The organism is Rhodoferax potami (genome assembly GCF_032193765.1).
Lineage (GTDB): Bacteria > Pseudomonadota > Gammaproteobacteria > Burkholderiales > Burkholderiaceae_C > Allorhodoferax > Allorhodoferax potami.
On record NZ_JAVBIJ010000001.1, the window covers coordinates 2,317,758 to 2,340,606 of the forward strand.

Here is a 22,849-nt window from a genome sequence, read left to right on the forward strand (position 1 = left end):
CCAGCCGGGGCAGACTTGCCCCTTAACGGGTGAGCACCAGGTTGTCGCGGTGGACCATTTCGGGCTCTGCTGCGTAACCGAGCAGGCGCTCAAACTCTGCAGAAGGCTTGCGGCACAGCAGACGGGCTTCGGCACTGGCGTAGTTGGCCAGTCCACGGGCGATCTCGAGGCCGGTTTCGTCGCGCACGGCGATCACATCGCCACGCGAAAACTTGCCTTCAACCTGCAGCATGCCAATAGGCAGCAAGCTCTTGCCTTCATCCCGCACTTTGGCAGCTGCACCGGCATCCACCACCACGGCGCCGCGCATCTGCAGATGGTCGGCCATCCACTGCTTACGGGCCTGGTTCTTTTGGGTCTGGGCAATCAGCAAGGTGCCAATCGCATCGCCCTGCGTCAGACGGATCAAGGCATCTGGCTCACGCCCCCAGGCAATCACGGTCGACGCTCCAGAACCAGCAGCCCGCTTAGCCGCCAAAATCTTGGTCAGCATCCCACCACGGCCAATGCTGCTACCGGCACCGCCGGCCATCAACTCCAAGGCGGGGTCCCCAGCCTTCGCTTCGCTTACGAAAGTGGCGGCAGGGTCTTTGCGGGGATCCGCGGTAAACAGGCCTTTTTGGTCGGTGAGGATGACCAAGGCATCCGCCTCCACCAAATTGGCCACCAGAGCACCCAAGGTGTCGTTATCGCCGAACTTGATCTCATCGTTGACAACTGTGTCGTTCTCGTTGATCACCGGCACAACGCCCAGCTTCAACAGTGTCAGCAAGGTCGATCGGGCATTCAAGTAGCGCTCACGGTCGGCAAGATCGGCGTGGGTCAACAACACCTGGGCACTGCCCAAGTCGTTAGCGCGGAGCTTGGTCTCGTACATCTGAGCCAAGCCCATCTGACCCACGGCCGCAGCCGCTTGCAACTCCTGCACCGCTTTCGGCCGGGTTGCCCAGCCCAGACGCTTCATGCCTTCGGCAATGGCGCCGCTCGACACCATGATGACCTCACGGCCATCACGAATCAAATGTGCCAATTGGCGGCACCACTCACCGATAGCCTGCTCATCCAAACCGCGGCCATCATTGGTGACCAGACTGGAGCCGACCTTGACCACGACACGGCGTGCATCACGAAGAACAGATGAGCTGAATTTTTGATTCATTGATGCCTGTAGCCCTAATCGAATATGCGTGAGAAGCTATAAATATCGTAGCAATAACCAAAGGATCCGAAGATCAGAATTACTCCGTCGGCGCGTCTGAATCTGTCGATCCCGGCGCAAATCGCGGATCGATCTCGACGTGCGGCATCTCGGCGATCTGCTGTGCCTTGATGTGCTTGTAAATTTCTTTGATCAGAGGCTCGCAACCCTCACGGGTCAGCGCAGAAATCTCGAACACCGGTCCTTTGAACTTGTAGCGTTTGACAAAGTCTTTGATCAACGCAACCCTGTCATCCGTGGGGATCATGTCCAATTTGTTCAGCACCAGCCAGCGGGGCTTTTTGTACAACTCTTCGTCGTATTTCTTAAGCTCATTGACGATGGCTTTCGCTTGCGCAACGGTATCCACACCTTCATCAAAAGGCGCCATATCGATCACGTGTAAGAGCAAGCGGGTGCGCTGCAAATGCCGCAAAAACTGATGTCCAAGGCCTGCACCCTCGGCAGCGCCTTCAATCAAACCGGGCAAATCGGCTACGACAAAGCTCTGCTCGGGGCCGACGCGCACCACACCTAGGTTGGGGTGCAGTGTGGTGAAGGGGTAGTCGGCAATACGCGGGCGCGCATTCGATACCGCTGAAATGAAGGTGGATTTGCCCGCATTGGGCATACCCAGCAGGCCGACATCGGCCAGCACCTTGAGCTCTAGCTTCAGGTTGCGTTTTTCGCCAGGCCAGCCCGGAGTTTTTTGACGTGGTGCCCGGTTAATTGCGCTTTTAAAACGCATGTTCCCAAAGCCGCCGTCACCGCCTTTGGCGATGGTGATTACCTCGCCCGGCTGCAGCAGCTCAAACAGCACTTCGCCGGTTTCGGCGTCGGTAATGATGGTCCCGACCGGCATTTTGAGGGTGATGTCATCACCAGCTGCACCGAACATGTCGGAGCCCATGCCGTGCTCGCCGCGCTTGGCATCGTAGCGACGGGCAAAGCGGTAGTCCACCAGGGTATTCAGGTTGGGGTCCGCCACTGCGAACACGTGGCCGCCGCGGCCACCGTCTCCCCCGTTGGGGCCGCCGAATTCTTTGTACTTCTCATGCCGGAAGGAAACGCAACCCGCGCCACCGTCTCCCGCGGAGATATCAATGTAGGCTTCGTCAACAAACTTCATGGTCGTACACCGAGGTTAGAAATGAAAAACCCCGCGCGGAAGGCGCAGGGTTTCTCGGGGGAGCCAGTGCAGATTACGCTGCAGTGATGCTCACTGTGTGCTTGTTCAACGCACCCTTGACTGCGAACGACACTTTGCCGTCCACCAGTGCAAACAGAGTGTGGTCCACGCCCATGCCGACGTTGTCGCCAGCGTGGAACTTGGTACCGCGTTGACGCACGATGATGGAACCAGCGCTGATCAACTCACCGCCGAAAGCCTTCACACCGAGCATCTTTGGCTTGGAATCACGTCCGTTGCGCGTAGAGCCGCCGCCTTTTTTCTGTGCCATGACCTATTCCTTTAAGCCTTGATCGCGCCGATTTGCAGTTCGGTGAACTGCTGACGGTGACCTTGACGTTTCTGGTAGTGCTTACGACGACGCATCTTGAAGATACGCACTTTGTCGTGCTTTCCGTGGGAAATTACTGTGACCGTAACGGTCGCACCGGACACCAAGGGTGTGCCGACTTTCAGTTCAGCGCCGTTTCCGACTGCCAGAACCTGGTCGATCACGATCTCTTGGCCTACGTCCGCAGCAATCTGTTCTACTTTAATTTTTTCGCCAGCAGCAACACGATATTGCTTGCCGCCGGTTTTTATGACCGCGTACATGTTGACCTCTTCGACTAGGAAATTCTGCAAATGAATTTTTACAGAGCCTAGGAGTATAACATTTACTTGTAATTCGTCAAAGCAGCACAAAACAGCGCAGAGCAAGCCCTATCGGGCGTCCCTATAATCCACCAAAACAAACCGGTCTAACGCCTTGCAAGTCTCTACTCCTGCTTCTTCGACGGGGCTCTCCATCGTCGAACCCGACATGCGCGAAGTTGACGGGGTCATCGCTCACAGATTGGACTCCGGCGTACCCTTGGTGGGCAGCGTATCTCAATACATCATTTCTGCCGGTGGAAAGCGCCTGCGTCCCGCCCTGCTGCTGCTGTGCTGCGGAGCTTTGGGATACACAGGCACCCAGCGCTTCAACATGGCGGCTGTGGTCGAGTTCATTCACACCGCCACCCTGCTACATGATGATGTGGTGGACGAATCCGAGCTGCGCCGCGGCGCCCCCACCGCGAACGCAAGGTTTGGCAACCCTGCCAGCGTGCTGGTGGGCGACTTTTTGTACTCGCGCGCTTTCCAGATGATGGTTGAAGCCCAAAGCATGCGGATCATGCAGGTACTTGCCGATGCCACCAACATCATTTCAGAAGGCGAGGTGATGCAGCTCATGAACATGCACAACGCCGCGCTCGATGAAGCCGGCTACCTGCAAGTCATCCGCTCCAAAACTGCCAAACTTTTTGAGGCCAGCGCTCGTGTGGGCGCCATTTTGTCGGGCGGCACACCTGCACAGGAGGACGCCTGCGCCGAATACGGCCAGGCCATGGGCACTGCGTTTCAAGTGATTGACGATGTGCTCGACTACGCGGGCGACGCCGCTGTCATGGGCAAAAACCTTGGCGACGATTTGCGCGAAGGCAAAACCACCCTCCCCCTGATTGCCGCCATGCAGCGCGGCACCGACGCAGAGCGCGCCACCATTCAAACTGCGATTGAAACTGGCGACATCAGCATGCTAGACGCCGTGGTAGCTATCGTGCACAAAACCGGCGCACTCGATATTGCAAAAGCGTCCGCCCGCATCGAAGCTGAGCGCGCCATTGCGGCGGCCAAACAATTGCCTACCAATGCATATTCCGCTTGCTTGGTCAGCCTCGCCAGCCAACTGCTGGAGCGCAACCACTGAGCTGCGCTCAACGCACCCACCATGTAAAAAGGGCCTGTCAGAAGACAGACCCTTTTTACATGAAGCGCGCGTACTAATTAAGCAGCTTGCTTGCGGCGGCGGGCGATGGCACCCATCACGCCCAAACCGGCCAACAGCATGGCGTAGGTTTCTGGTTCTGGAACAGGTGCTGCGCTCAAGGCAACACCGTAAGTACCACCGTTGATGCCAGTCGCAACGCCCTTGATGTCGATGTGGTAGTTGCCAGCAGTCGGCAGGTTGAAGGTGTAACCGGTGCCATTGCCAGCAAACGAGCCGTAGTTGACGCTGCCGTTAGGGTGACTGTTGTTCCACAAGTTCACGGTCAAATTGGCGATATCCAAAAAGGTGAACGATGCAAAAGACAGCGTCAGGCTCGTCGCAGCAGCCGTCAGATTCGAAGGAGCTGCGATAGAGAAGTTGATAGTGTCTTCAAAGGAGCCTGGTGTATGGATGAACGATTTCGAAGTCTTTCCGATCGTGCCAGCATTGAAAGTTGCAGCTTGTGCGGAGCCAGCTGCCAAGGCGGACACAGCAATGGCCAAAGCCACGCTAGTTTTTGTGAAGTTCATGTTTATCCCTGTAATGTTGATTGCGTCAGCGACAGAATTTGCCGCTGCTCGCAAGCCCATTATCAAAAACATCCGCCAATCTATCGATAGTCCGATCCGACTACAAGATGGTCAAAAGCGTGAAAAAAGTCACACTTTTTGACCCTCAGCAGCATCAGCGACCGTACACGTCCTCGAACCGCACAATGTCGTCTTCACCCAGATAGCTGCCCGACTGCACTTCGATCATTTCCAGAGCGAGCTTGCCCGGATTTTCCAGGCGGTGGGTCGTGCCCAGGGGGATGTAAGTCGACTCGTTTTCCGACAGCAACAGGGTCTTGTCACCGACCGTCACCTTGGCTGTGCCGCTCACCACAATCCAATGCTCGGCGCGGTGATGGTGCATTTGCAATGACAAAGCAGCCCCCGGCTTGACCACGATCCGCTTCACTTGGAAGCGCTCACCATGGTCAATGCTGTCGTACCAGCCCCACGGGCGGAACACCTTGCGGTGCGCCTGACCCTCACTGCGGCCGGCTTGTTTCAAGCGGTCCACAATTTTCTTCACGTCCTGGGTTTTGTTTTTGTGGGCGACCAGAATCGCATCCGCGGTCTCGACCACAATCAAATCGTCCACGCCCACGCAGGCAATCAACCGCCCCTCCGACAAAGCTAAGGTGTTGCGACTGTCTTGCATCAACACATCGCCCTGCGCCACATTGCCGGCATCGTCCTTGGGGAGCACGTTCCATAAAGCCTCCCACGCCCCTACGTCCGACCAACCGGCAGACAAGGGAATGACCACCCCCGTGGGCAGGCCATCAAGCACCGCACCGCCTTGGCCCGCGAGCCGCTCCATCACGGCGTAGTCAATCGAGTCACTGGGGCACGCACTGAAAGCCTCTTTGCCTACACGCATAAACTCACCGTCTGCACGCCCCTCGCTCCAAGCCGTAGCGCAGGCTTGAGCAATATCAGGGCGGCAGCGCTCCATGGCCGCCAACCACACCGACGCCTTCATCATGAACAAGCCGCTGTTCCAAGAGTACGTGCCCTCATCCAGGTACGCCAGCGCGGTTTGCAAATCGGGCTTTTCCACAAAGCGTGCAATCTGCTTGGCGCCATCTGTACCAAAATCTGCGCCCGACTGGATGTAGCCGTAGCCTGTTTCAGGGGCATCCGGGGTGATGCCAAAAGTCACCACCGCACCCGCTTGCGCCAACTGCGCGCCCTTCACCACCGCGACACGGAAAGCCGCGCCATCCATGATCACGTGGTCTGCCGGCATCACCAGCAGCACCGGGTCCGCTCCGTTTTTAATAGCGGCGTGCGCAGCAATGGTGAGGGCTGGAGCCGTATTTCGCCCCAAAGGCTCCAACACCACCGTCCCCGGCTTGCCCATCAGGCGCATCTGCTCGGCGATCACAAAACGGTATTCCTCGTTGCACACCACCATCGGAGCGGCCAGCTCCACACCGGCAATCCCCTCGACGCGGCGCACAGTGGCTTGCAACAGCGAATCTTCGCCAATCAAAGGCAACAATTGCTTGGGGTACTTCTCGCGGGACAAAGGCCACAAACGGGTGCCGGAGCCGCCCGACAAAACCACGGGTTGAATCAACATCACAAATCCTTCACAAGTCAAAAATCAAGATCAAGCGCGGGCATCGCCCCAGCGCAGGCGCGAGGTGTCATCGCCGGCATACAGCGTCTCGCCATAGCGGTTCACGCAATACAAGCGCGAAACAATCATTTCGTGGAAATGCATATCCGGTGCAATCCGGGTGTACTCAAACAAAATGCCCCGGGTAATCCTTGCCCCTGAGCGGATCACACTACCGTGCCCGATCCAGGCCGGCCCGACGATGGTGGCTCCCTCTTCAATCTTTACGCTGGAGCCGATGTACACCGGTCCCTCAATCTTGACTTTGCCCCACGGAATGCTGGTGTTCAGGCCCACCCACACACCGGGCTGCACTTGTTTGCCGGGCATCGGCATGTTTTCCACCTCGCCCTTCAAAACCCGCTGCAACACCGTCCAATAGTCGCTCACCCGGCCGATATCAATCCAGTGAAACGGCCGGTTCTGTACATAAAACGGCGATCCATCCTGCGCAAGTCGCGGGAACAGCTCCGAGCCGATGTCGTACATCGTGTCCTTGGGCACTTTATCCAGGATCTCGGGCTCAAAAATGTAGATGCCGGTGCTGGCCAAGGTGGACTTGGCATCCTCCGGCTTGGGCTTCTCCTGAAACGAGCGAATCCGCCCATCCTCATCCGCAACAACCATGCCGTAGTTTTGCACCTCTTGCAGCGGCACCTCGAGGGCCACCACGCTGGCCAGCGCGCCTTTGGCTTTGTGCTCGGCAATCGCTGCGGTGATGTCGAGGTCGATCAGCGCATCCCCGCACAGCACCAAAGTGGTTTCGTCAAAAAAACCACTGAAATCCTGAATCCGACGCATGCCGCCAGCCGAGCCCATGGGGCGCGGCAATATATCGCCATGCTCGCGCACCCCTTCGTAGGAATAAGCGATCTCCACACCCCAGCGACTGCCATCGCCAAAGTACTGCTCAATCCGCTGGTGGTGGTACGCCACGTTGATGATGATTTCGCGGATGCCATGCCGCGCCAAATGCTCGATCAAATATTCCATCACCGGCTTGCCCAAAATAGGCACCATCGGTTTGGGCAAGTCTTTGGTCAGCGGGCGGACCCGTGTGCCTTGGCCTGCAGCCAGGATCATTCCTTTTGCCATTTTTACTCCCGTGATCTGATGTAACCCGCTCCACAAAGCGCGTGTTTCACAGCCTAAAAGTGTACTGGCTCAGGTATAGCTCTTTCGACCCCAATTGCGCACTCTCAGCCCACATCTGGTACCTAAAAAGGCGATACCGGAACGATACAAAGCGTACACAAAAACCAAAATTCTCTGGGCAAGTGTGACTTTTTTCACGCCGAACGAACTTCAATTGTCAAAAAGTAGTGGATTCACCCATTTGGGGGATAGGCCTAGTCATTTGGACTACGTAACATCGCGGCTTCGCTGTCACCCTAGCAATAACCCTCGGTTATTTAGTTACAAAAAATGTCTTTGTTGCCCTCGCTCTCTACCGAGGATCTCCATCACTACCACCGCGTGGTCACCCACTCGGTGGAGGTGCGCAGCCATTTCGACATGCTCATCTGGCTGCAGGGAGACATGCAGAAGTACCTGCCACATGACATCCTGATCGCAGCCTGGGGTGATTTCAGCAGCGGCCATGTGCAGCACGACATCATCTCCGCCCTGTCCGGCGTGCGCTCGCATGCAGCGCAGTCAGAGTTTTTGTCGCCGCTCATGGTGAGCTTGTTCAACCGCTGGGCTGAGTTCGGCAAAAAGCCGTTCAGCCTCAATGCCGGCGATTCCGGCTTCTCGCTGGACGAGTTTGGCCTGAAGAGCGCTCTGGGCGGCGCATTGCTCAAAATGCGCAGTGCCACCATCCACGGCATTACCGATGAGCGTGGCAGCCATGACTGCGTCTATGTCGTGTTCAGCGCCCGCAAGCAGTTCACCGACCTCGAGCGAAACGCCATGGCCATGGTTCTGCCCTATATAGATACCGCGCTGCGCCAAGTCGAACACCTGCCGCACCAGTCCGGTGTCAGCTCGTCAGCCCCTGCCAACCCGGCAGCAGAAACAAAAATACCCGAGCCCGATGTCCTCACCGAGCGCGAAGCCGAAATCCTGAAATGGGTCGCACTGGGCAAAACCAACCCCGAAATCGGCAGCATCCTCGACATCAGCGCGTTCACCGTCAAAAACCACATGCAGCGTGTTTTCAAAAAACTCGACGTCTCTAACCGCGCCCAAGCCGTGGGCAAATTCCGGGCATGGGTCAACCATGTCTAAGGCTCACATTACTTTTTCAGCGGCAGAGTTCAACCGCAGCACCGAACACGCCTCCATGGGCCGTGACAACCTGCTCGGCATCCTGGAGACCTGCCTCTGCCCCACCGCGCTGGTCGGCTCACTTTGGGTGCTGGCGTATTGGTTCGAGGGCAGCGTGCCCCCCGCCTACCTGCTGCTCGCCGTGCTCGCGTTCGCACTCACCTTTCCCGGCGAGCCCCGCTTGCAAGCCAGCAAGTCGGGCAGCGTGCTCGACATCTGCCTCAACTGGGTCTGGATCGCAGTCCTGCTTGGGCTCACCGGCTACGCCACCGGCTACATCCGCCAGTTCGACCTGCAAGCCCTCACCGCATGGTTGTGGGCGGCCCCGGCTACCGAAATTGCACTCACCTTCGGCCTGCGCATTGCTGCCCCCATCATCATCAGCCTGCAAGGCCCCAAGCAACGCGCCTTGATCGTCGGCATGAACGAACAAGGCCTGGCCCTTGCCGAAAAGCTCAAAAGCTCCCCTTACTCCAGGGTGGAGCTCGCCGGCTTTGTCGACAGCCGCAGCACTGACCGCCTGAACGCCAGCGCCCCCGTCCCCCTGCTCGGCAAACTCGATGAGCTCGCCACCCTGGCCAAATGCAACCGCATCCAGGTTATTTACTTGTCGCTCCCGATGGCCTCCCAGCCCCGGATCCTGCAAGTGCTAGATGAGCTCAAAGACACCACGGCATCCATTTACTTTGTGCCTGACATGTTTGTTACCGACCTGATCCAGGGTCAGCCCGGCGCAGTATGCGGCATGCCTGTGATCTCGGTCTGCGAAACCCCATTCCGCGGGACCAACGGCATCGTCAAACGCCTGAGCGACATCGTGTTTTCGATGGGTATCTTGATCTTGATTGCGCCGGTGCTATTGGCGATTGCTGCTGCGGTCAAATTCACCTCGCCCGGGCCCATCATCTTCAAGCAGCGCCGCTACGGCCTAGATGGCGAAGAGATTCTGGTCTACAAGTTCCGCTCCATGAGCGTGACCGAGGACGACGGCGTTGTCACCCAAGCTACCAAAAACGACAGCCGCATCACGCCCTTGGGCGCTTTTTTGCGTAAGACCTCGCTCGACGAGTTGCCCCAGTTCATCAACGTGCTGCAAGGCCGCATGAGCATTGTGGGCCCCCGCCCTCATGCGGTGGCACACAACGAGCTGTACCGCAAACTCATCAAAGGCTACATGGTCCGCCACAAGGTCAAACCCGGCATCACCGGCTGGGCGCAGGTCAACGGCTACCGCGGTGAAACCGACACCCTCGACAAAATGCAAGGCCGCATCGACTACGACCTTGACTACCTCCGCAACTGGTCACTCCGGCTGGACATTCATATCATCTTGCGCACCGTGCGCTTGGTGGCCAAAGACCAACAGGCCTATTAATCCATGCGCAGCCATTACCTTCTCTTGCCAGCCAGCCTGGCACTGCTGGGCTCGGCCCCGGTTTTCTCTCAGCAAGACCCGCTGACCCTGAGCGCGGGCTACTCAGTGCAGACCGACAGCAACCTCTTTCGCCTGCCCTCCAGCGCCAACCTGCAAAACACCATCGGCAAAAGCAGTGCTGCTGAAACCATCGGCGTCACCACCGTCGGGCTGGGGTTCAACACCCGCCAGAGCCTGCAAACGCTGGCCCTCAACCTGAACCTGGTGGACTACAGCTATCAAAATTTCAGCTACCTCAGCTTCACCGCCAACAACTACAACGCTTCTTGGGAATGGGCTATTACCCCCAAAGTGACCGGCAAATTCAGCACCGACCGCAAAGAAACGCTCAATAGTTTTACGGACTCCACCAACGTCAAACAACGCAACCTGCGGCTGGATACCACCACCCGCTTTGACGCCAGCTACGCGCTCGACGGGCCATGGCGCCTGATTGCAGGTGCCAGCACCACCCGCCAAGAAAACCAAGCCGGTCTGGTCACCGGCAGCGACTTCACCACCAACGCGATAGACGGCGGCGTGCGGTATCAATTTGCTACCGGCAGCTCTTTGAGCTACCTGATGCGCACCAACAAGGGCAGCTACCTCAACCGGGCAGTGCCCAACACTGGCGCGTTTGACGACCAATACACCCAGCTCGACAACGACCTGCGCCTGCGCTGGCTCATGGGCACAGGCAGCACGGTCAACGCTAACCTGACCCACATCAACCGCACCCACCCCCGCTACGGCCAGCGTGACTACAACGGCTTTAATTTCGGCGCCGGTGTCGACTGGGCCCTGACCGGCAAAACCAGCCTCAGCACCAGCATCAGCCACACGCTCGACGCCTATGCCGCCAGTAACAGTAACTACAGCAGCACAGACAAAATCAGTGTGTCGGCCGGCTGGCAAATCAGCCCCAAAGTCGGCTTGCGCCTGAAAAACGACTGGGCACAGCGCAGCTACTTGGGCAGCCCCAGCACCACTGCCAGTAGCAACCGCCAAGACATTACCCGTGACACCACCTTGTCTGTGAACTGGCAGGCCCACGAACAACTGGCCTTAAGCGCATCCCTGCAACAAAGCAGCCGTGGCGTGAACCAAGCCAACCTCGATTACGACAGCACCATGCTGTTTTTTACCGCACAACTCACCTACTAACCGGACCGCACCATGAACACCACACGCTTTACCGCCACCGTGTTGGCAGCCGCCATCGCCCTGACCCTGGTCGCCTGCGGCGACAAAAAAGACACCAAAGTAGCCACCCAGGTAGCCGCCAAAGTGGGCAGCGAAGAAATCTCGGTGCACCAGATCAACCAGGTTCTGAGCCGCACCAACACCAGCGGCGCCAACCCCGAGCAAGTGCAAGCCATGAGCCGCGAAGTGCTCGAGAAGCTGATCGACCAACAACTCGCTGTCGACCAAGCCACCGAGAACAAACTCAACCGCTCACCCGACGTGGTGTCCCAGATCGAGGCCGCCCGCCGCGACATCCTGGCCCGTGCCTATATCCAGCAACTGAGTGCCGGCGTGGCCAAGCCCAGCCCCGAAGACATCAAAAACTACTACACCAGCAACCCCCAGCTGTTCAGCGAGCGCCGCATTTTCAATGTGCAAGAAATCGTGGCGCCCAACGCTCCCGGCGTAGCCGCCACCCTCAAGGAACTAGTAGCCGCCGGCAAAAGTGCCGAAGAAATGGCCGCAGCCTTGAAGGCAAAAAACATCCAATTCAATGGCGGTGGCGCCACCCGCGCGGCTGAGCAAATTCCGCTGGATGTGCTGCCCAAAATCCACGCCCTCAAAGACGGCCAATCCACCGTGATCGAGGCACCCCAGGCCATCACCATGGTGCGGGTGGTTTCGTCCCAGCAGTCTGCAGTGCCTGAAGCCGCTGCACTCCCCCGCATTGAGCAGTTTCTTACCAACCAGCGCGCTGGCGAAGCTGTGGCCGCCAACCTCAAGCAACTGCGCAGCAATACCAAAATCAGCTACATGGGTGAGTTTGACAAAGCTGCAGCGCCCGCAACGGCCCCAGCACCCGCCGCTGCAACCGCACCTGCTGTGCCCGCAGAGCCCGTGCTGGCCCCCGCTGTGGATGACAAGGCCAAAGCCGTCATCGACAAGGGCATCTCCGGCCTGAAATAAGCCCCCACGGCCCTGTAAATCTGCCACCCGAGGTTTCCCCCACCATGAACAAGCTTTTACAACTCCTGAACGCCGGCCTGCTGGCCTTGGGTGCTCTCACGGCCCACGCGCAAGACGGCAAAGCCGACTACCCCTTGGGCGCGGGCGACACCATCCGGGTGCAAGTGTTCCAAAACCCTGACCTGACCATCGAGACCCGCGTGTCTGAGAGCGGCGTTATCACCTACCCGCTGATCGGCGCTGTTCCCTTAGGTGGCCTGTCGGTCGCCGCGGCTGAAAAGAAAATTGCCGACGCCCTGCAAAACGGCGGCTTTATTCAAAAGCCGCAGGTCAACATTGCACTCATCCAGATCCGCGGTAACCAGGTGTCTGTGCTGGGCCAAGTGGCACGGCCCGGCCGCTTTCCGCTGGAAACCGTTAACACCCGCCTGAGCGACATGCTGGCCAACGCTGGTGGGGCTACTGCCGGTGGCGACGATGTGGTGGTAGTGAGTGGCGTGCGCGATGGCAAGCCCTTCCGCAAAGAGATTGATATCCCCAACATCTTCTTGGGCAACAAGACCCAAGACAACCTGCTGCTGCAGGGCGGCGACACCATTTATGTGCACCGCGCACCGGTGTTCTTTATCTATGGTGAAGTGCAGCGCCCCGGCTCGTTCCGCATTGAGCGTGACATGACCATCATGCAGGCCCTAGCCCAAGGCGGTGGACCCAACGCCCGTGGCTCTGAAAAGCGCCTTCGCCTTCACCGCAAACTGCCCAATGGCAGCGTGCAACAAATCGAGCCCCAGCTGACCGACGCTGTGCAAGCAAATGACGTGCTCTACGTCAAAGAAAGCATCTTCTAAACCGGGCCCCACTGACCATGACACTCCAACAATTTCTGCTCATCCTGCGGGCCCGCTGGATGATCGCCCTGCTCGCCTTTGCGCTCACCGTGGCCACCACTGTGGCCGTGAGCCTGCTTATGGCCAAGCAATACACCGCCAGTGCTGCTGTGGTGCTCGACGTGCGCTCGCCCGACCCGGTTAGCGGCCTCATGCTGCAAGGCATGATGGCACCCGGTTACATGGCCACTCAGGTGGACATCATCAACAGCGACCGCGTTGCCCAGGCCGTGGTGAAAAACCTGCGCATGGAGAGCAGCCCCGCGGTGCAAGCCCAGTGGCAAGAAGCCACCCAAGGCAAAGGCTTGCTGCGCGACTGGCTGGCTACTGCGTTGCAAAAAAGCTTGGACGTCAAGCCCAGCCGCGAGAGCAACGTCATCAACATCAACTACACCGGCGCAGACCCTGAGTTTGCAGCAGCCATTGCCAACGCATTCGCCCAGGCGTATATGGATGTGAACCTTGACTTGCGTGTCGCGCCGGCCCGCCAGTTTGCTGCGTTTTTTGAAGAGCAAACCAAAACCGCCCGCGGCCGCCTCGAGGCAGCGCAACAAGCCCTGTCTGACTACCAGCAGGCCAACGGCATTACCTCTGCCGACGAGCGCATGGACTTTGAAACCGCCAAACTCAATGAGACCAGCAGCCAGCTCACCGGCGTGCAGGCCATGACGACTGACAGCCAAAGCAAACGCCAAAACAGCAAAGCCGACACCGTAGCCGAAGTCATGCAAAGCCCGCTGATCAACGGCCTGAAAGCCGACATTGCCCGCCTGGAAGCCAAGATCACCGAAACCAGCGGCAACCTCGGCAAAAACCACCCGCAAATCCAGCGCAGCGAGGCCGAGCTCGCCACCCTGAAAGCCCAGCTGGACGCAGAGACCCGCAAAATCACTGCCTCTATCGACACCACCTACCAGGTCGGCAAGCAGCGCGAGGCCCAGCTGCAAGGCGCCCTGGCGGCCCAAAAAGCCCGCGTGCTGGAGCTCAACAAACAGCGCGACGAGCTCAATGTGCTGCGCCGCGACATCGAATCCGCCCAGCGCGCTTTCGAGATCGTGAGCCAACGCGCTTCGCAAACCAATATCGAGAGTCAAACCAACCAAACCAATATAGCGGTGCTAAACCCTGCGAGCGCGCCACCAGCACCATCGAAGCCTCGTGTATTTATCAACGTGCTGGTATCGGTGTTTTTGGGCACGTTGTTAGGCGTTGGCCTGGCACTTCTGCTGGAGTTGATGAATCGCCGAGTCCGCTCTACCGACGACCTGGTCGAGGCTCTGGAGCTGCCTGTGCTGGGCGCCATCAGCTCGGCATCAGGCATGTTTAAACGCACCGCCTTGGGAGTCCGCTAATGAATAACAGCACAAAGACCATCGGCGACATTCTGGTTGCCACCGGCCGCCTAACGGTGGAAGACGCGGCCCGCATCGTCGAGCGCCAGCGCAAAGACCAGGTGCAATTCGGCGAGGCAGCCCTCGCCCTGAAGGTGCTGAGCAAAGACGACATCGACTTTGCACTCAGCAAGCAGTTTGACTACTCGTACCTCAGCGACCAAGACCAAAGCGTCAGCCCCGAGCTGGTAGCCGCCTACAAGCCCTTCAGCCGCGTGGGCGAAAACCTGCGCGCCGTGCGCAGCCAGCTCATGCTGCGCTGGTTTAACACCGACCCCGCCCGCAAAGTCATGGCCATCGTGAGCCCCGGCAATGGCGAGGGCCGCAGCTTCGTGGCAGCCAACCTGGCGATTGTGTTTGCCCAGCAAGGCGAGCGCACATTGTTGATTGATGCCGACATGCGCTCCAAGCCCGAGCGCGGGCAACAAGCCCTGTTCAAGCTGGGCAAGAGCGCGGGCTTGTCTGCCATATTGGCTAACCGCGCGGGCCTGGAGTCCGCACAACTCATCCCCGGCCTGCCGGGCTTGGCGGTGCTGCCTGCAGGCGCTACCCCACCCAACCCGCAAGAGCTGCTGGGCCGCCCGGCCTTTGGCGACTTGCTGCGCGCAGCCAGCCAGCAGTTTGATGTGATCATCATCGACACCCCCGCTGGCAGCGACTTTGCCGACGCTGAAATCACCGCCGCCCGCGCCGGCGCCGCCCTGCTGGTGGCCCGCCAGCATGTGAGCCTGGTGCCCCGCGCCACCCAACTGGCCCGCCGCTTGCAAGACAGCGGTGTTGCGCTGGTGGGCTCGGTGCTCAACGACGCATGAGCTCCACCATGAACCACATTCACACTGGCAAACCCGCGCTACCTGCACAGCTACTGGCCTGGCTACCCGTCATGCTAGGGCTGTCGGTGCTGTACTTGCCTAGCTTGTACGACTTGTTTACCGGCATCTGGGCGAAAGACGAGCAAATGCACGGGCCCATCGTGCTGGGCATTTCATGTTGGCTCATTTACCGCAACTGGCCCGCAATGCTGGAGGCCAGCCGCGGCGAGCAACCCAGCGCTTGGGGTTGGCCGGTGTTTGTATTCGGGCTGCTGCTCTATGCGCTGGGCCGCTCGCAAGACATTTTGATTCTTGAAGTCGGCTCGGTCATCTGGCTGCTGATTGCGCTAGCCCTGCTCAACTTTGGCCCCAAGGCGCTGAAGGCACAGTGGTTTGCGCTGTTTTTTATGTTGTTTATGGTGCCCTTGCCCGGCGCTGTAGTCGACACCGTGACCATGCCCATGAAGATGGCCGTGTCTTATGTAGCTGAGCATGTGCTGTTTTGGGTCGGCTACCCCATCGGCCGCAGTGGTGTGATTTTGCAAATCGGGCAATACATGTTGCTGGTGGCAGACGCCTGCGCGGGCCTGCACACGCTGCTGACCCTAGAGGCCTTGGGCCTGCTGTACCTGAACTTGGTGCGCCGCGATTCATTGTTTCGTAACGTGGGCCTTGCAATATTGATCGTGCCGATTTCGTTCACCGCCAACGTGATTCGCGTGATGGCACTCAGCTTGATCACCTACCACTTTGGCGACGAGGCCGGACAAGGCTTTTTGCACGGCTTCGCCGGCATGGTTTTGTTTTTAAGTGCCTTGTTGCTGATCATTGGGTTTGACGGGTTACTGGTCACCTTTGAGCAGTTCAAAAGCCAGCGCAAAGTAGCAGCAAAGGGTATGGCATGAAACTGCAATTCAAGAGCCTGTTGATGCTCGCGCTCATGGTGTGTGCAGCCTGGATTGCACACGCCAGCAAGCCCACTGAGCTGATGGCGCAAAACCGTGGCAACCCCAAGCTGGAGGCCATCGTGCCCGCCACCTTCGGGCCATGGCGGCAACTGCAGCAGTCTGCGGGTCAAGTGGTCAACCCACAGCAAACCGCACTGCTAGAGAGCCTGTATTCCCAAATCCTGACCCGCACCTATGTCAATGCGGATGGTGGCGCCATCATGCTGTCAATCGCCTATGGTGAAAACCAAAGCGATGGCCTCGCACTGCACTACCCCGATGTGTGCTACCCCGCCCAAGGCTTCAAGTTAAGCGGCAGCGCCAACAGTGTGCTGAGCACCAAATATGGCGACATACCGGTGCGGCGCTTGCAAACCGAGCTGGGCCAGCGCAAAGAGCCCCTCACCTATTGGTCCACTATCGGAAACAAAGCGGTGCAAGGTGGTACCGCACGCAAGCTGGAGCAATTGCGCTACGGATTCCATGGTCAAATTCCGGACGGCTTGATTTTTCGAGTCTCCAGTATTTCCGGCAACCCACCCTTGGCCTATGAATTGCAAGCGCAATTCATCAGCGACCTGCTGGACGCCATCCAACCCCCACAACGTCAATTTTTATCGGGCCTTTTGTAAGCAAACACTATGAAAAAAGTAGCACTCATCACCGGCGTAACCGGCCAAGACGGTTCTTATTTAGCTGAGCTTTTGCTCAAAAAAGGCTATGAGGTGCATGGCATCAAGCGCCGGGCATCGAGCTTTAACACCGACCGTATCGACCACCTGTACCAAGACCCCCATGTCTCGGCACGCAACTTCACACTGCACTACGGCGACCTGACCGACAGCAGCAACTTGATTCGCATCATCCAGCAGGTGCAGCCGGACGAAATTTACAACTTGGGCGCCATGAGCCATGTGGCGGTGTCGTTTGAATCCCCCGAATACACCGCAGACGCGGACGGCATGGGCACCCTGCGTATTCTGGAAGCCATCCGCATCCTGGGCCTGGAAAAGAAAACACGCTTTTACCAAGCGTCCACCTCTGAGCTGTATGGCCTGGTTCAAGAAATCCCCCAAAAGGAAACCACGCCCTTCTACCCCCGCAGCCCCTATGCAGTAGCCAAAATGTATGCCTACTGGATCACGGTGAACTATCGGGAGGCCTATGGCATGTATGCCTGCAACGGCATCTTGTTTAACCACGAAAGCCCGCTACGTGGCGAAACATTTGTAACCCGCAAGATCACTCGCGCCATCAGCCGCATTGCGCTGGGCCTGCAAGACTGCTTGTACTTGGGCAATATGAGCGCCCTGCGCGATTGGGGCCACGCCCGCGACTATGTCGAAATGCAGTGGCTGATGCTGCAGCAAGACAAGGCGGAAGACTTTGTGATCGCCACCGGCGTGCAGTACAGCGTGCGCCAGTTTGTGGAGTTTGCAGCGGCCGAGCTAGGCATTCAGTTGGCCTGGAGCGGCGAAGCTGAAAACGAAATCGGCACCGTAGTGGCTATTACCGGCACGGAAGCCAAGTGCAAAGTGGGCGACGTGATTGTGAAGGTAGACCCGCGCTACTACCGCCCCACTGAAGTGGAAACCCTGTTGGGCGACCCCACCAAGGCCAAAGAGAAGTTGGGCTGGGTGCCCACGACCAGCTTGCAAGAACTGGTGGCTGAAATGGTGCAAGCCGACTTTACGGCTGCCAAGCGCGATGCGCTGGTCAAGCTGGCCGGCTTCCAAACCTACGACCACCACGAGTAAGCCACTGCGCCATGGACAAGAATGCAAAAATCTATGTGGCGGGCCACCGTGGACTGGTGGGCTCGGCGATTGTGCGCAACCTGCAGGCTGCTGGTTACACCAACTTGCTGCTGCGCACCCACGCGGAGCTGGACCTGACCAACCAGATCGCCACCGCCGCTTTCTTTGAGACTGAGAGGCCGGACTACGTGTTTTTGGCAGCAGCCAAAGTGGGCGGTATTGTGGCCAACAACACCTACCCAGCCGAGTTCATCCGCGATAACTTGCTGATTCAAAGCAATATCATCCACGCGGCTTATGTGAACCAGGTCAAGCGCTTGTTGTTTTTGGGCTCCAGCTGCATTTACCCCAAGCTGGCCCCCCAGCCCATGCGCGAAGAGCACTTGCTGACCGGCCCCTTGGAGCCCACCAACCGCCCCTACGCCCTGGCCAAAATCGCCGGCGTGGAAATGTGCTGGAGCTACAACCGCCAGTACGGCACCAAGTATTTGGCCGCCATGCCCACCAACCTCTATGGCCCGGGCGACAACTACCACCCCGAAAACAGCCACGTGATCCCGGCGCTGATCCGCAAGTTTCATGAAGCAAAAATGAGTGGCGCCAGCACCGTGACCGTGTGGGGCACAGGCACACCTAAGCGCGAGTTTTTGTACAGCGATGACATGGCGGACGCTTGTGTGTTCTTGATGAACCTGCCGGATGACAAGTATGAAAGCTTGCTGGGTAGCGACGAATCAAAAACAGGCAAGTTCGAGCCACCGCTGATCAACATTGGCGTGGGTCACGATGTGAGCATCAGCGAACTGGCACAGACCGTGAGCGCCACTGTTGGTTTTACGGGCGGTATTACCTTCGACATTAGCAAGCCTGATGGAACACCACGCAAGTTGATGGATGTTGCCCGCCTGCACAGCATGGGATGGCAAGCACCCACCAAGCTGCAAGCAGGTTTACAGGTTGCCTACCAAGACTTCCAGTCGGCCGAAAAAACCAAGTAGCCAGACCACATGAAACATGACCTGGCGCGCCGCAGTGTTCAGGCCGTTTTCTGGAGCTACCTGGGAGCTGGCGGAAAAATAGCCGCTCAACTCGTCATTCAAATACTGCTGGCCCGCATGCTTGGGCCGTCAGTGTTTGGTCAATACGCCGCCGTTCTGGTGGTGATTGGGTTCGGGTGGCTATTCGCTGACAGCGGTTTTGGAGCAGCCTTAGTTCAAAAGAAAGACATCGACGACAACGATGTTGGCTACGCGCTTGGCTGGGTGCTGCTGCTATCGGTTGTTACCGGGGCAGCGATCATGGGTCTATCTCCATGGCTAGCAAAAGCCTTGGGGGACTCTGCGCTGTTGTTTCCACTCCTAGTGTGCGGCCCCATCATCGTGCTGCAAGCGCTGTCCAACATCAGTACTTCGTTGATGCGCCGCAACTTGGATATGAAACGCAACCAAATCATCCAGCTCATCGCCTACGTTGTTGGCTTTGGCGTGGTCGCCGTGGTTTTGGCTCAGCAGGGCGCAGGCGTATGGAGTCTCGTCATAGGGTTCCTGGTTCAAACACTCATCTCTCTTATTGCAGGCTACTGGGTAGTGCGACATACCCTTGTGCCTCGCCTTGAAGGTGATGCCGAACTGCGTAAATTCGGCTTCAGTGTGCTGGGGACCAACCTTGCCAATTGGGCTATCGACAACCTAGACCGCTTCCTCATTGGCCGGCAGTGGGGCATAGCGGCACTAGGGGCTTACTCGGCAGCATCCAACCTCTCACGAGTGCCTGTCACCTTATTGGTGTCGTCCTTCCAATCGGTCGTTTTATCGTCGGCATCACGTGTGCAAGACGATCACGAGCGTTTGCGTCGGGGCTTCAGTGCGGTGTTGTCTTTGGTCAGTTTGGTGACGTTTCCATTAGCGGCAGTGCTGGCACTCAAGGCAGACTTTGTCATACACACACTCTACGGCGACCAATGGGGGCAAGCAGGTGTGCTGTTTGCCGCTTTTTGCGTCGCGCTGCCTTCGTATGTGTTGCTGTCGGTCACAGGACCTACTCTTTGGGCAGTAGGTGCAGCTGCAAGTGAATTCAAGGTACAACTTTTTACAGCATTAGTTCTTCTCACGGGGCTGCTGCTGCTTGCTGGTCAACCACTTGCTGCAGCGATCTGGCTCATACCCTGTGTCTACCTCTTCAGGTTTTTGTTGGTTTATCGCGTATTGGGTAAACGAATTGGACTCGCCAATCGACAAACCCTTCAAGCGATTACCGGTGGCCTTGTTTTAACTGCCATGGTGATCTGTATTGAGCTCGCTACCACCTGGCTTGCACCGAACCTATCAAACCCCTTGCTGCTCAATGCAGTCCAAGGCGCTTTGCACGCCATCGCTTGCTTAACTATTTTGCGACTTGCTCCCCGCTTCTTTATGGGTACTGAACTCTGCACCATGTTGATAAACCGCCGCGCTGAATCCAAAGTGGCCCGTGTCGCGTGTCAAATCATCTCGCTGAAAGCACCCGCACCATGACGATACGCTTTTGCTTGTCACGGGTTCAAGGCCGTGGTGCTGGACTCGGCAATGAACTCATTCCTTGGGCACGTTCATTTTTGGCGGCACAAATGCTTGGAGCCCAATGCCTGTCGCCAGCGTTTGGCATGAACACTCGCCGCTATTGGCGTCACTTTGGCACTCCACGATATGACTTTGTCGTGAACCGCGCTATCGAAAAATTGTTGCCTGTGGTGCGCTATACGGAGGCCGATTTTTTGCGCCACGGCGGTGGCGATTTTGTGAATGCCTTTGCCCCCTTTGCTGAAGAACACAAACTACACAACCGTGGCCCCTATGTGTTGATTACTGACGGGATGTGGGGCGGCTTCAGACACATAGCAAAAGCGCGCGACTTTGTTTACAGCACCTTGTACCAAAGCCGCTTTGCTGCCAAAAATCTATTGGCCGTTCAGCGCCGACTCGACCCTACAAAAATTACAGTTGGGATGCATGTCAGACTGGGCGATTTTGGTGCTGTGCCCACCGAGCTATCAGCCTACCAAGGCAAGTTCAACCTCGCTTTGCCACTGCAGTGGTACCGCAACATAGCGACCAGCCTTGTACGCGAGCTGGGCGATAGGGTGCAATTTCTGATCGTTTCAGACGGCACTGGTGAGCAACTCGCCCCCCTGTTGCAGGGCCTGAGCGCCGTCACCACATCAGATCTGCCTGATTCTGATTGCTCTGACCTCCTCGCCTTGGCCGATACAGACTTGTTAGTTTGCTCGGTATCGTCTTTCAGTGCCACAGCTGCCTATCTATCCAAAGCGCCGTACCTCTGGTTTGAACCAAATTTACAAAAGCATCCGCAAGGCTTCTATTCCATCTGGGGGCATGAGCCCGAACAAATAAAGAAGACCAGTCCTACACAGCAGGCATTGAGAGAAGCTGGAGAACGGCTACTGCAAGGTCGTGGGATGGCGGTTGACATGCTGGGCAACCTCCCTAAGCACCTTACCAGCGACTTAATCGCAAACAAAGAACGCCTCTTGCAACAGCGCGACCTCATCCAGTACGGTGTCACCTCAATATGCCCTGAGCAGCAAGCCATATCTACAACATGAGCACATCGCATATGCACATCGGATTGGTTGGCCCCATTGCTACGGCAGATATCAAGCACCTATTAGACGGAGACATCACACGCCTTCCTAAGGGCTACGCTGGTGGGCCCTTGCTCGCAACACTGATTACTGAGTTACTGGCTCGCGGTCATACGGTGAGCGCATTCACACTCACTAACGACCTCCCACTAAAGACCGACGCAGCAGTCACAGCTATAGGTGCGGATAACCGGTTTTCGCTGCACTACGTGCCGATGCGACCCAAAGCATGGCGGCCTAACGGCTGGTTACCAGGCCGAATCATGGACTTCTTCAGATTCGAGATACAAGGACTCAAGCGCGCGATATTGGAGCGCAAGCCCGAAGTTTTGCACGCTCACTGGGTCTATGAGTTCGCTCTCGCAGCAATAGACACCGGCCTACCACACGTCATTACTTGCCATGACTCCCCGCTTACTATTGCAAAGCTAAACAGCAGAAGTCGCCCAACGCATAGCCTCTATCGCTGGTTAAGGGTTCTGATGGCCCGCAAAACCTTTAAGTCAGCAAAACTGGTCACGGCTGTTTCACCCTATATGCGGGATGAAGTTCAGGGAATGACCAAAACGCCCATCCAAGTGGTATCGAATCCCGTTGATGACCTTGCAATTGAGCTTTCGGCAATCAGAGATATAGACAATAGACCTGCCATTGCAATGATCTGTAATGGCTGGACCGCTTGGAAAAACCCGGAACCCGGGTTAGTTGCATTTAATAAGTTACTTGGACGCGTCCCGGCCGCTTCCCTACACTTATATGGCAATGACTTTGGAGCGGGGCAGATTGCCGAAAAATGGTGCAAGGCAAAGGGGATAGAGAAAAACATGAAATTCCACGGTGCGGTACCACATAAACAGTTACTTCATTCGTTGGCAAAGCATGACCTCCTATTACATACATCACTCGAAGAATCATTTGGTATGGCACTCGCAGAGGCTATGGCAATGGGGTGTCCCGTAGTGGGTGGAGAGGAAAGTGGCGCAGTACCATGGGTACTCAATAACTGTGGCGTTCTCTGCGATATCAAAGATGAAAATGATATCTATCGAGCACTAATGATTGCTATTGACCCTGAGAACTATAAGGAACTTGCGAAAAAAAGCATTGCCAATGCATCAGACAGATTCACCACATCAGTGATAGTCGACGGATATACAAAAGCCTATGCCTCGGCATTGAGCAACAATACAGTAAGCCTGCAATTAGATAGAAAACAGACTATCTAAAATAC

General features: G+C 57.3%; 22 protein-coding genes. 15 read left to right on the top strand and 7 right to left on the bottom strand.

Annotated elements, in window-relative coordinates; genetic code table 11:
- Positions 1-22: 22 nt before the first annotated feature.
- The 4 genes from proB to rplU form a co-directional block, all read right to left on the bottom strand.
- On the bottom strand, positions 23-1,159 hold the full coding sequence (gene proB / locus RAE21_RS11070) for a glutamate 5-kinase (RefSeq protein WP_313881417.1): 1,137 nt from the start codon (positions 1,157-1,159) through the stop codon (positions 23-25).
- A gap of 79 nt (positions 1,160-1,238) precedes the next feature.
- On the bottom strand, positions 1,239-2,327 hold the full coding sequence (gene cgtA, locus RAE21_RS11075; protein ID WP_313881418.1) for an Obg family GTPase CgtA: 1,089 nt from the start codon (positions 2,325-2,327) through the stop codon (positions 1,239-1,241).
- 73 nt (positions 2,328-2,400) lie between these two features.
- Positions 2,401-2,658, bottom strand: coding sequence for a 50S ribosomal protein L27 (gene rpmA / locus RAE21_RS11080; protein ID WP_087496571.1), 258 nt, complete (start codon positions 2,656-2,658; stop codon positions 2,401-2,403).
- 11 nt (positions 2,659-2,669) lie between these two features.
- Positions 2,670-2,981: a 50S ribosomal protein L21 gene (gene rplU, locus RAE21_RS11085; protein ID WP_087496570.1), complete on the bottom strand. Its 312-nt coding sequence runs from the start codon at positions 2,979-2,981 to the stop codon at positions 2,670-2,672.
- 208 nt (positions 2,982-3,189) lie between these two features.
- Between rplU and RAE21_RS11090 the strand changes: the two genes are divergently transcribed.
- On the top strand, positions 3,190-4,119 hold the full coding sequence (locus RAE21_RS11090; RefSeq protein ID WP_313882698.1) for a polyprenyl synthetase family protein: 930 nt from the start codon (positions 3,190-3,192) through the stop codon (positions 4,117-4,119).
- A gap of 77 nt (positions 4,120-4,196) precedes the next feature.
- Here RAE21_RS11090 and RAE21_RS11095 read toward each other — a convergent pair whose 3' ends face one another.
- The 3 genes from RAE21_RS11095 to RAE21_RS11105 all read right to left on the bottom strand — a co-directional run bounded on the left by RAE21_RS11095 (position 4,197) and on the right by RAE21_RS11105 (position 7,446).
- Entirely contained in the window at positions 4,197-4,709 is a 513-nt protein-coding gene (locus RAE21_RS11095; protein ID WP_313881419.1) for an FxDxF family PEP-CTERM protein, read from the bottom strand.
- 154 nt (positions 4,710-4,863) lie between these two features.
- Positions 4,864-6,312, bottom strand: coding sequence for a mannose-1-phosphate guanylyltransferase/mannose-6-phosphate isomerase (locus tag RAE21_RS11100; RefSeq protein WP_313881420.1), 1,449 nt, complete (start codon positions 6,310-6,312; stop codon positions 4,864-4,866).
- Between the two features lie 30 nt (positions 6,313-6,342).
- On the bottom strand, positions 6,343-7,446 hold the full coding sequence (locus RAE21_RS11105; RefSeq protein ID WP_313881421.1) for a nucleotidyltransferase family protein: 1,104 nt from the start codon (positions 7,444-7,446) through the stop codon (positions 6,343-6,345).
- A gap of 330 nt (positions 7,447-7,776) precedes the next feature.
- On the opposite strand from RAE21_RS11105, the gene epsA reads away from it, so the two are divergent.
- From epsA to RAE21_RS11175, 14 genes are read left to right on the top strand one after another with little or no spacing between them, the layout of a single operon-like run.
- Positions 7,777-8,580: an XrtB/PEP-CTERM-associated transcriptional regulator EpsA gene (epsA, locus tag RAE21_RS11110; RefSeq protein WP_313881422.1), complete on the top strand. Its 804-nt coding sequence runs from the start codon at positions 7,777-7,779 to the stop codon at positions 8,578-8,580.
- Complete coding sequence (locus RAE21_RS11115; RefSeq protein WP_313881423.1) at positions 8,573-9,994, top strand: undecaprenyl-phosphate glucose phosphotransferase; 1,422 nt, start codon at positions 8,573-8,575, stop codon at positions 9,992-9,994. The genes epsA and RAE21_RS11115 overlap by 8 nt, the downstream gene beginning before the upstream one ends.
- A gap of 3 nt (positions 9,995-9,997) precedes the next feature.
- A complete protein-coding gene (epsL, locus tag RAE21_RS11120; RefSeq protein WP_313881424.1) occupies positions 9,998-11,197 on the top strand; it encodes an XrtB/PEP-CTERM-associated polysaccharide biosynthesis outer membrane protein EpsL in 1,200 nt (399 codons plus the stop codon).
- A 12-nt stretch (positions 11,198-11,209) separates the two neighbouring features.
- Positions 11,210-12,184, top strand: a complete 975-nt coding sequence (locus tag RAE21_RS11125) for an EpsD family peptidyl-prolyl cis-trans isomerase (protein ID WP_313881425.1) — start codon at positions 11,210-11,212, stop codon at positions 12,182-12,184.
- 44 nt (positions 12,185-12,228) lie between these two features.
- Positions 12,229-13,032, top strand: a complete 804-nt coding sequence (epsE, locus tag RAE21_RS11130) for a polysaccharide export protein EpsE (RefSeq protein ID WP_313881426.1) — start codon at positions 12,229-12,231, stop codon at positions 13,030-13,032.
- A gap of 17 nt (positions 13,033-13,049) precedes the next feature.
- Positions 13,050-14,423 (top strand): chain length determinant protein EpsF, encoded by a 1,374-nt coding sequence (gene epsF, locus RAE21_RS11135; RefSeq protein WP_313881427.1) that lies wholly within the window; start codon positions 13,050-13,052, stop codon positions 14,421-14,423.
- The gene (gene epsG / locus RAE21_RS11140; RefSeq protein ID WP_313881428.1) at positions 14,423-15,274 is read left to right on the top strand and encodes a chain length determinant protein tyrosine kinase EpsG; all 852 of its coding nucleotides are present in this window, start codon (positions 14,423-14,425) and stop codon (positions 15,272-15,274) included. The genes epsF and epsG overlap by 1 nt, the downstream gene beginning before the upstream one ends.
- Before the next feature lie 8 nt (positions 15,275-15,282).
- On the top strand, positions 15,283-16,179 hold the full coding sequence (gene xrtB / locus RAE21_RS11145) for an exosortase B (protein WP_313881429.1): 897 nt from the start codon (positions 15,283-15,285) through the stop codon (positions 16,177-16,179).
- The gene (gene epsI / locus RAE21_RS11150; protein WP_313881430.1) at positions 16,176-16,853 is read left to right on the top strand and encodes an exosortase-associated protein EpsI, B-type; all 678 of its coding nucleotides are present in this window, start codon (positions 16,176-16,178) and stop codon (positions 16,851-16,853) included. Before xrtB ends, epsI begins: the two co-directional genes overlap by 4 nt.
- A gap of 9 nt (positions 16,854-16,862) precedes the next feature.
- On the top strand, positions 16,863-17,978 hold the full coding sequence (gmd, locus tag RAE21_RS11155; RefSeq protein ID WP_313881431.1) for a GDP-mannose 4,6-dehydratase: 1,116 nt from the start codon (positions 16,863-16,865) through the stop codon (positions 17,976-17,978).
- Between the two features lie 11 nt (positions 17,979-17,989).
- Positions 17,990-18,976, top strand: coding sequence for a GDP-L-fucose synthase family protein (locus RAE21_RS11160; protein ID WP_313881432.1), 987 nt, complete (start codon positions 17,990-17,992; stop codon positions 18,974-18,976).
- 9 nt (positions 18,977-18,985) lie between these two features.
- Positions 18,986-20,491, top strand: a complete 1,506-nt coding sequence (locus RAE21_RS11165; protein ID WP_313881433.1) for a lipopolysaccharide biosynthesis protein — start codon at positions 18,986-18,988, stop codon at positions 20,489-20,491.
- The gene (locus RAE21_RS11170) at positions 20,488-21,579 is read left to right on the top strand and encodes a hypothetical protein (protein WP_313881434.1); all 1,092 of its coding nucleotides are present in this window, start codon (positions 20,488-20,490) and stop codon (positions 21,577-21,579) included. Before RAE21_RS11165 ends, RAE21_RS11170 begins: the two co-directional genes overlap by 4 nt.
- The gene (locus RAE21_RS11175) at positions 21,576-22,844 is read left to right on the top strand and encodes a glycosyltransferase family 4 protein (protein WP_313881435.1); all 1,269 of its coding nucleotides are present in this window, start codon (positions 21,576-21,578) and stop codon (positions 22,842-22,844) included. Before RAE21_RS11170 ends, RAE21_RS11175 begins: the two co-directional genes overlap by 4 nt.
- Positions 22,845-22,849 lie beyond the last annotated feature (5 nt).

What these genes read in the sequence shown, in the direction of transcription:
- proB (WP_313881417.1), bottom strand. Translation starts at nt 1,159, where the DNA reads ATGAATCAAAAATTCAGCTCATCTGTTCTTCGTGATGCACGCCGTGTC.
- cgtA (WP_313881418.1), bottom strand. Translation starts at nt 2,327, where the DNA reads ATGAAGTTTGTTGACGAAGCCTACATTGATATCTCCGCGGGAGACGGT.
- rpmA (WP_087496571.1), bottom strand. Translation starts at nt 2,658, where the DNA reads ATGGCACAGAAAAAAGGCGGCGGCTCTACGCGCAACGGACGTGATTCC.
- rplU (WP_087496570.1), bottom strand. Translation starts at nt 2,981, where the DNA reads ATGTACGCGGTCATAAAAACCGGCGGCAAGCAATATCGTGTTGCTGCT.
- RAE21_RS11090 (WP_313882698.1), top strand. Translation starts at nt 3,190, where the DNA reads ATGCGCGAAGTTGACGGGGTCATCGCTCACAGATTGGACTCCGGCGTA.
- RAE21_RS11095 (WP_313881419.1), bottom strand. Translation starts at nt 4,709, where the DNA reads ATGAACTTCACAAAAACTAGCGTGGCTTTGGCCATTGCTGTGTCCGCC.
- RAE21_RS11100 (WP_313881420.1), bottom strand. Translation starts at nt 6,312, where the DNA reads ATGTTGATTCAACCCGTGGTTTTGTCGGGCGGCTCCGGCACCCGTTTG.
- RAE21_RS11105 (WP_313881421.1), bottom strand. Translation starts at nt 7,446, where the DNA reads ATGGCAAAAGGAATGATCCTGGCTGCAGGCCAAGGCACACGGGTCCGC.
- epsA (WP_313881422.1), top strand. Translation starts at nt 7,777, where the DNA reads ATGTCTTTGTTGCCCTCGCTCTCTACCGAGGATCTCCATCACTACCAC.
- RAE21_RS11115 (WP_313881423.1), top strand. Translation starts at nt 8,573, where the DNA reads ATGTCTAAGGCTCACATTACTTTTTCAGCGGCAGAGTTCAACCGCAGC.
- epsL (WP_313881424.1), top strand. Translation starts at nt 9,998, where the DNA reads ATGCGCAGCCATTACCTTCTCTTGCCAGCCAGCCTGGCACTGCTGGGC.
- RAE21_RS11125 (WP_313881425.1), top strand. Translation starts at nt 11,210, where the DNA reads ATGAACACCACACGCTTTACCGCCACCGTGTTGGCAGCCGCCATCGCC.
- epsE (WP_313881426.1), top strand. Translation starts at nt 12,229, where the DNA reads ATGAACAAGCTTTTACAACTCCTGAACGCCGGCCTGCTGGCCTTGGGT.
- epsF (WP_313881427.1), top strand. Translation starts at nt 13,050, where the DNA reads ATGACACTCCAACAATTTCTGCTCATCCTGCGGGCCCGCTGGATGATC.
- epsG (WP_313881428.1), top strand. Translation starts at nt 14,423, where the DNA reads ATGAATAACAGCACAAAGACCATCGGCGACATTCTGGTTGCCACCGGC.
- xrtB (WP_313881429.1), top strand. Translation starts at nt 15,283, where the DNA reads ATGAACCACATTCACACTGGCAAACCCGCGCTACCTGCACAGCTACTG.
- epsI (WP_313881430.1), top strand. Translation starts at nt 16,176, where the DNA reads ATGAAACTGCAATTCAAGAGCCTGTTGATGCTCGCGCTCATGGTGTGT.
- gmd (WP_313881431.1), top strand. Translation starts at nt 16,863, where the DNA reads ATGAAAAAAGTAGCACTCATCACCGGCGTAACCGGCCAAGACGGTTCT.
- RAE21_RS11160 (WP_313881432.1), top strand. Translation starts at nt 17,990, where the DNA reads ATGGACAAGAATGCAAAAATCTATGTGGCGGGCCACCGTGGACTGGTG.
- RAE21_RS11165 (WP_313881433.1), top strand. Translation starts at nt 18,986, where the DNA reads ATGAAACATGACCTGGCGCGCCGCAGTGTTCAGGCCGTTTTCTGGAGC.
- RAE21_RS11170 (WP_313881434.1), top strand. Translation starts at nt 20,488, where the DNA reads ATGACGATACGCTTTTGCTTGTCACGGGTTCAAGGCCGTGGTGCTGGA.
- RAE21_RS11175 (WP_313881435.1), top strand. Translation starts at nt 21,576, where the DNA reads ATGAGCACATCGCATATGCACATCGGATTGGTTGGCCCCATTGCTACG.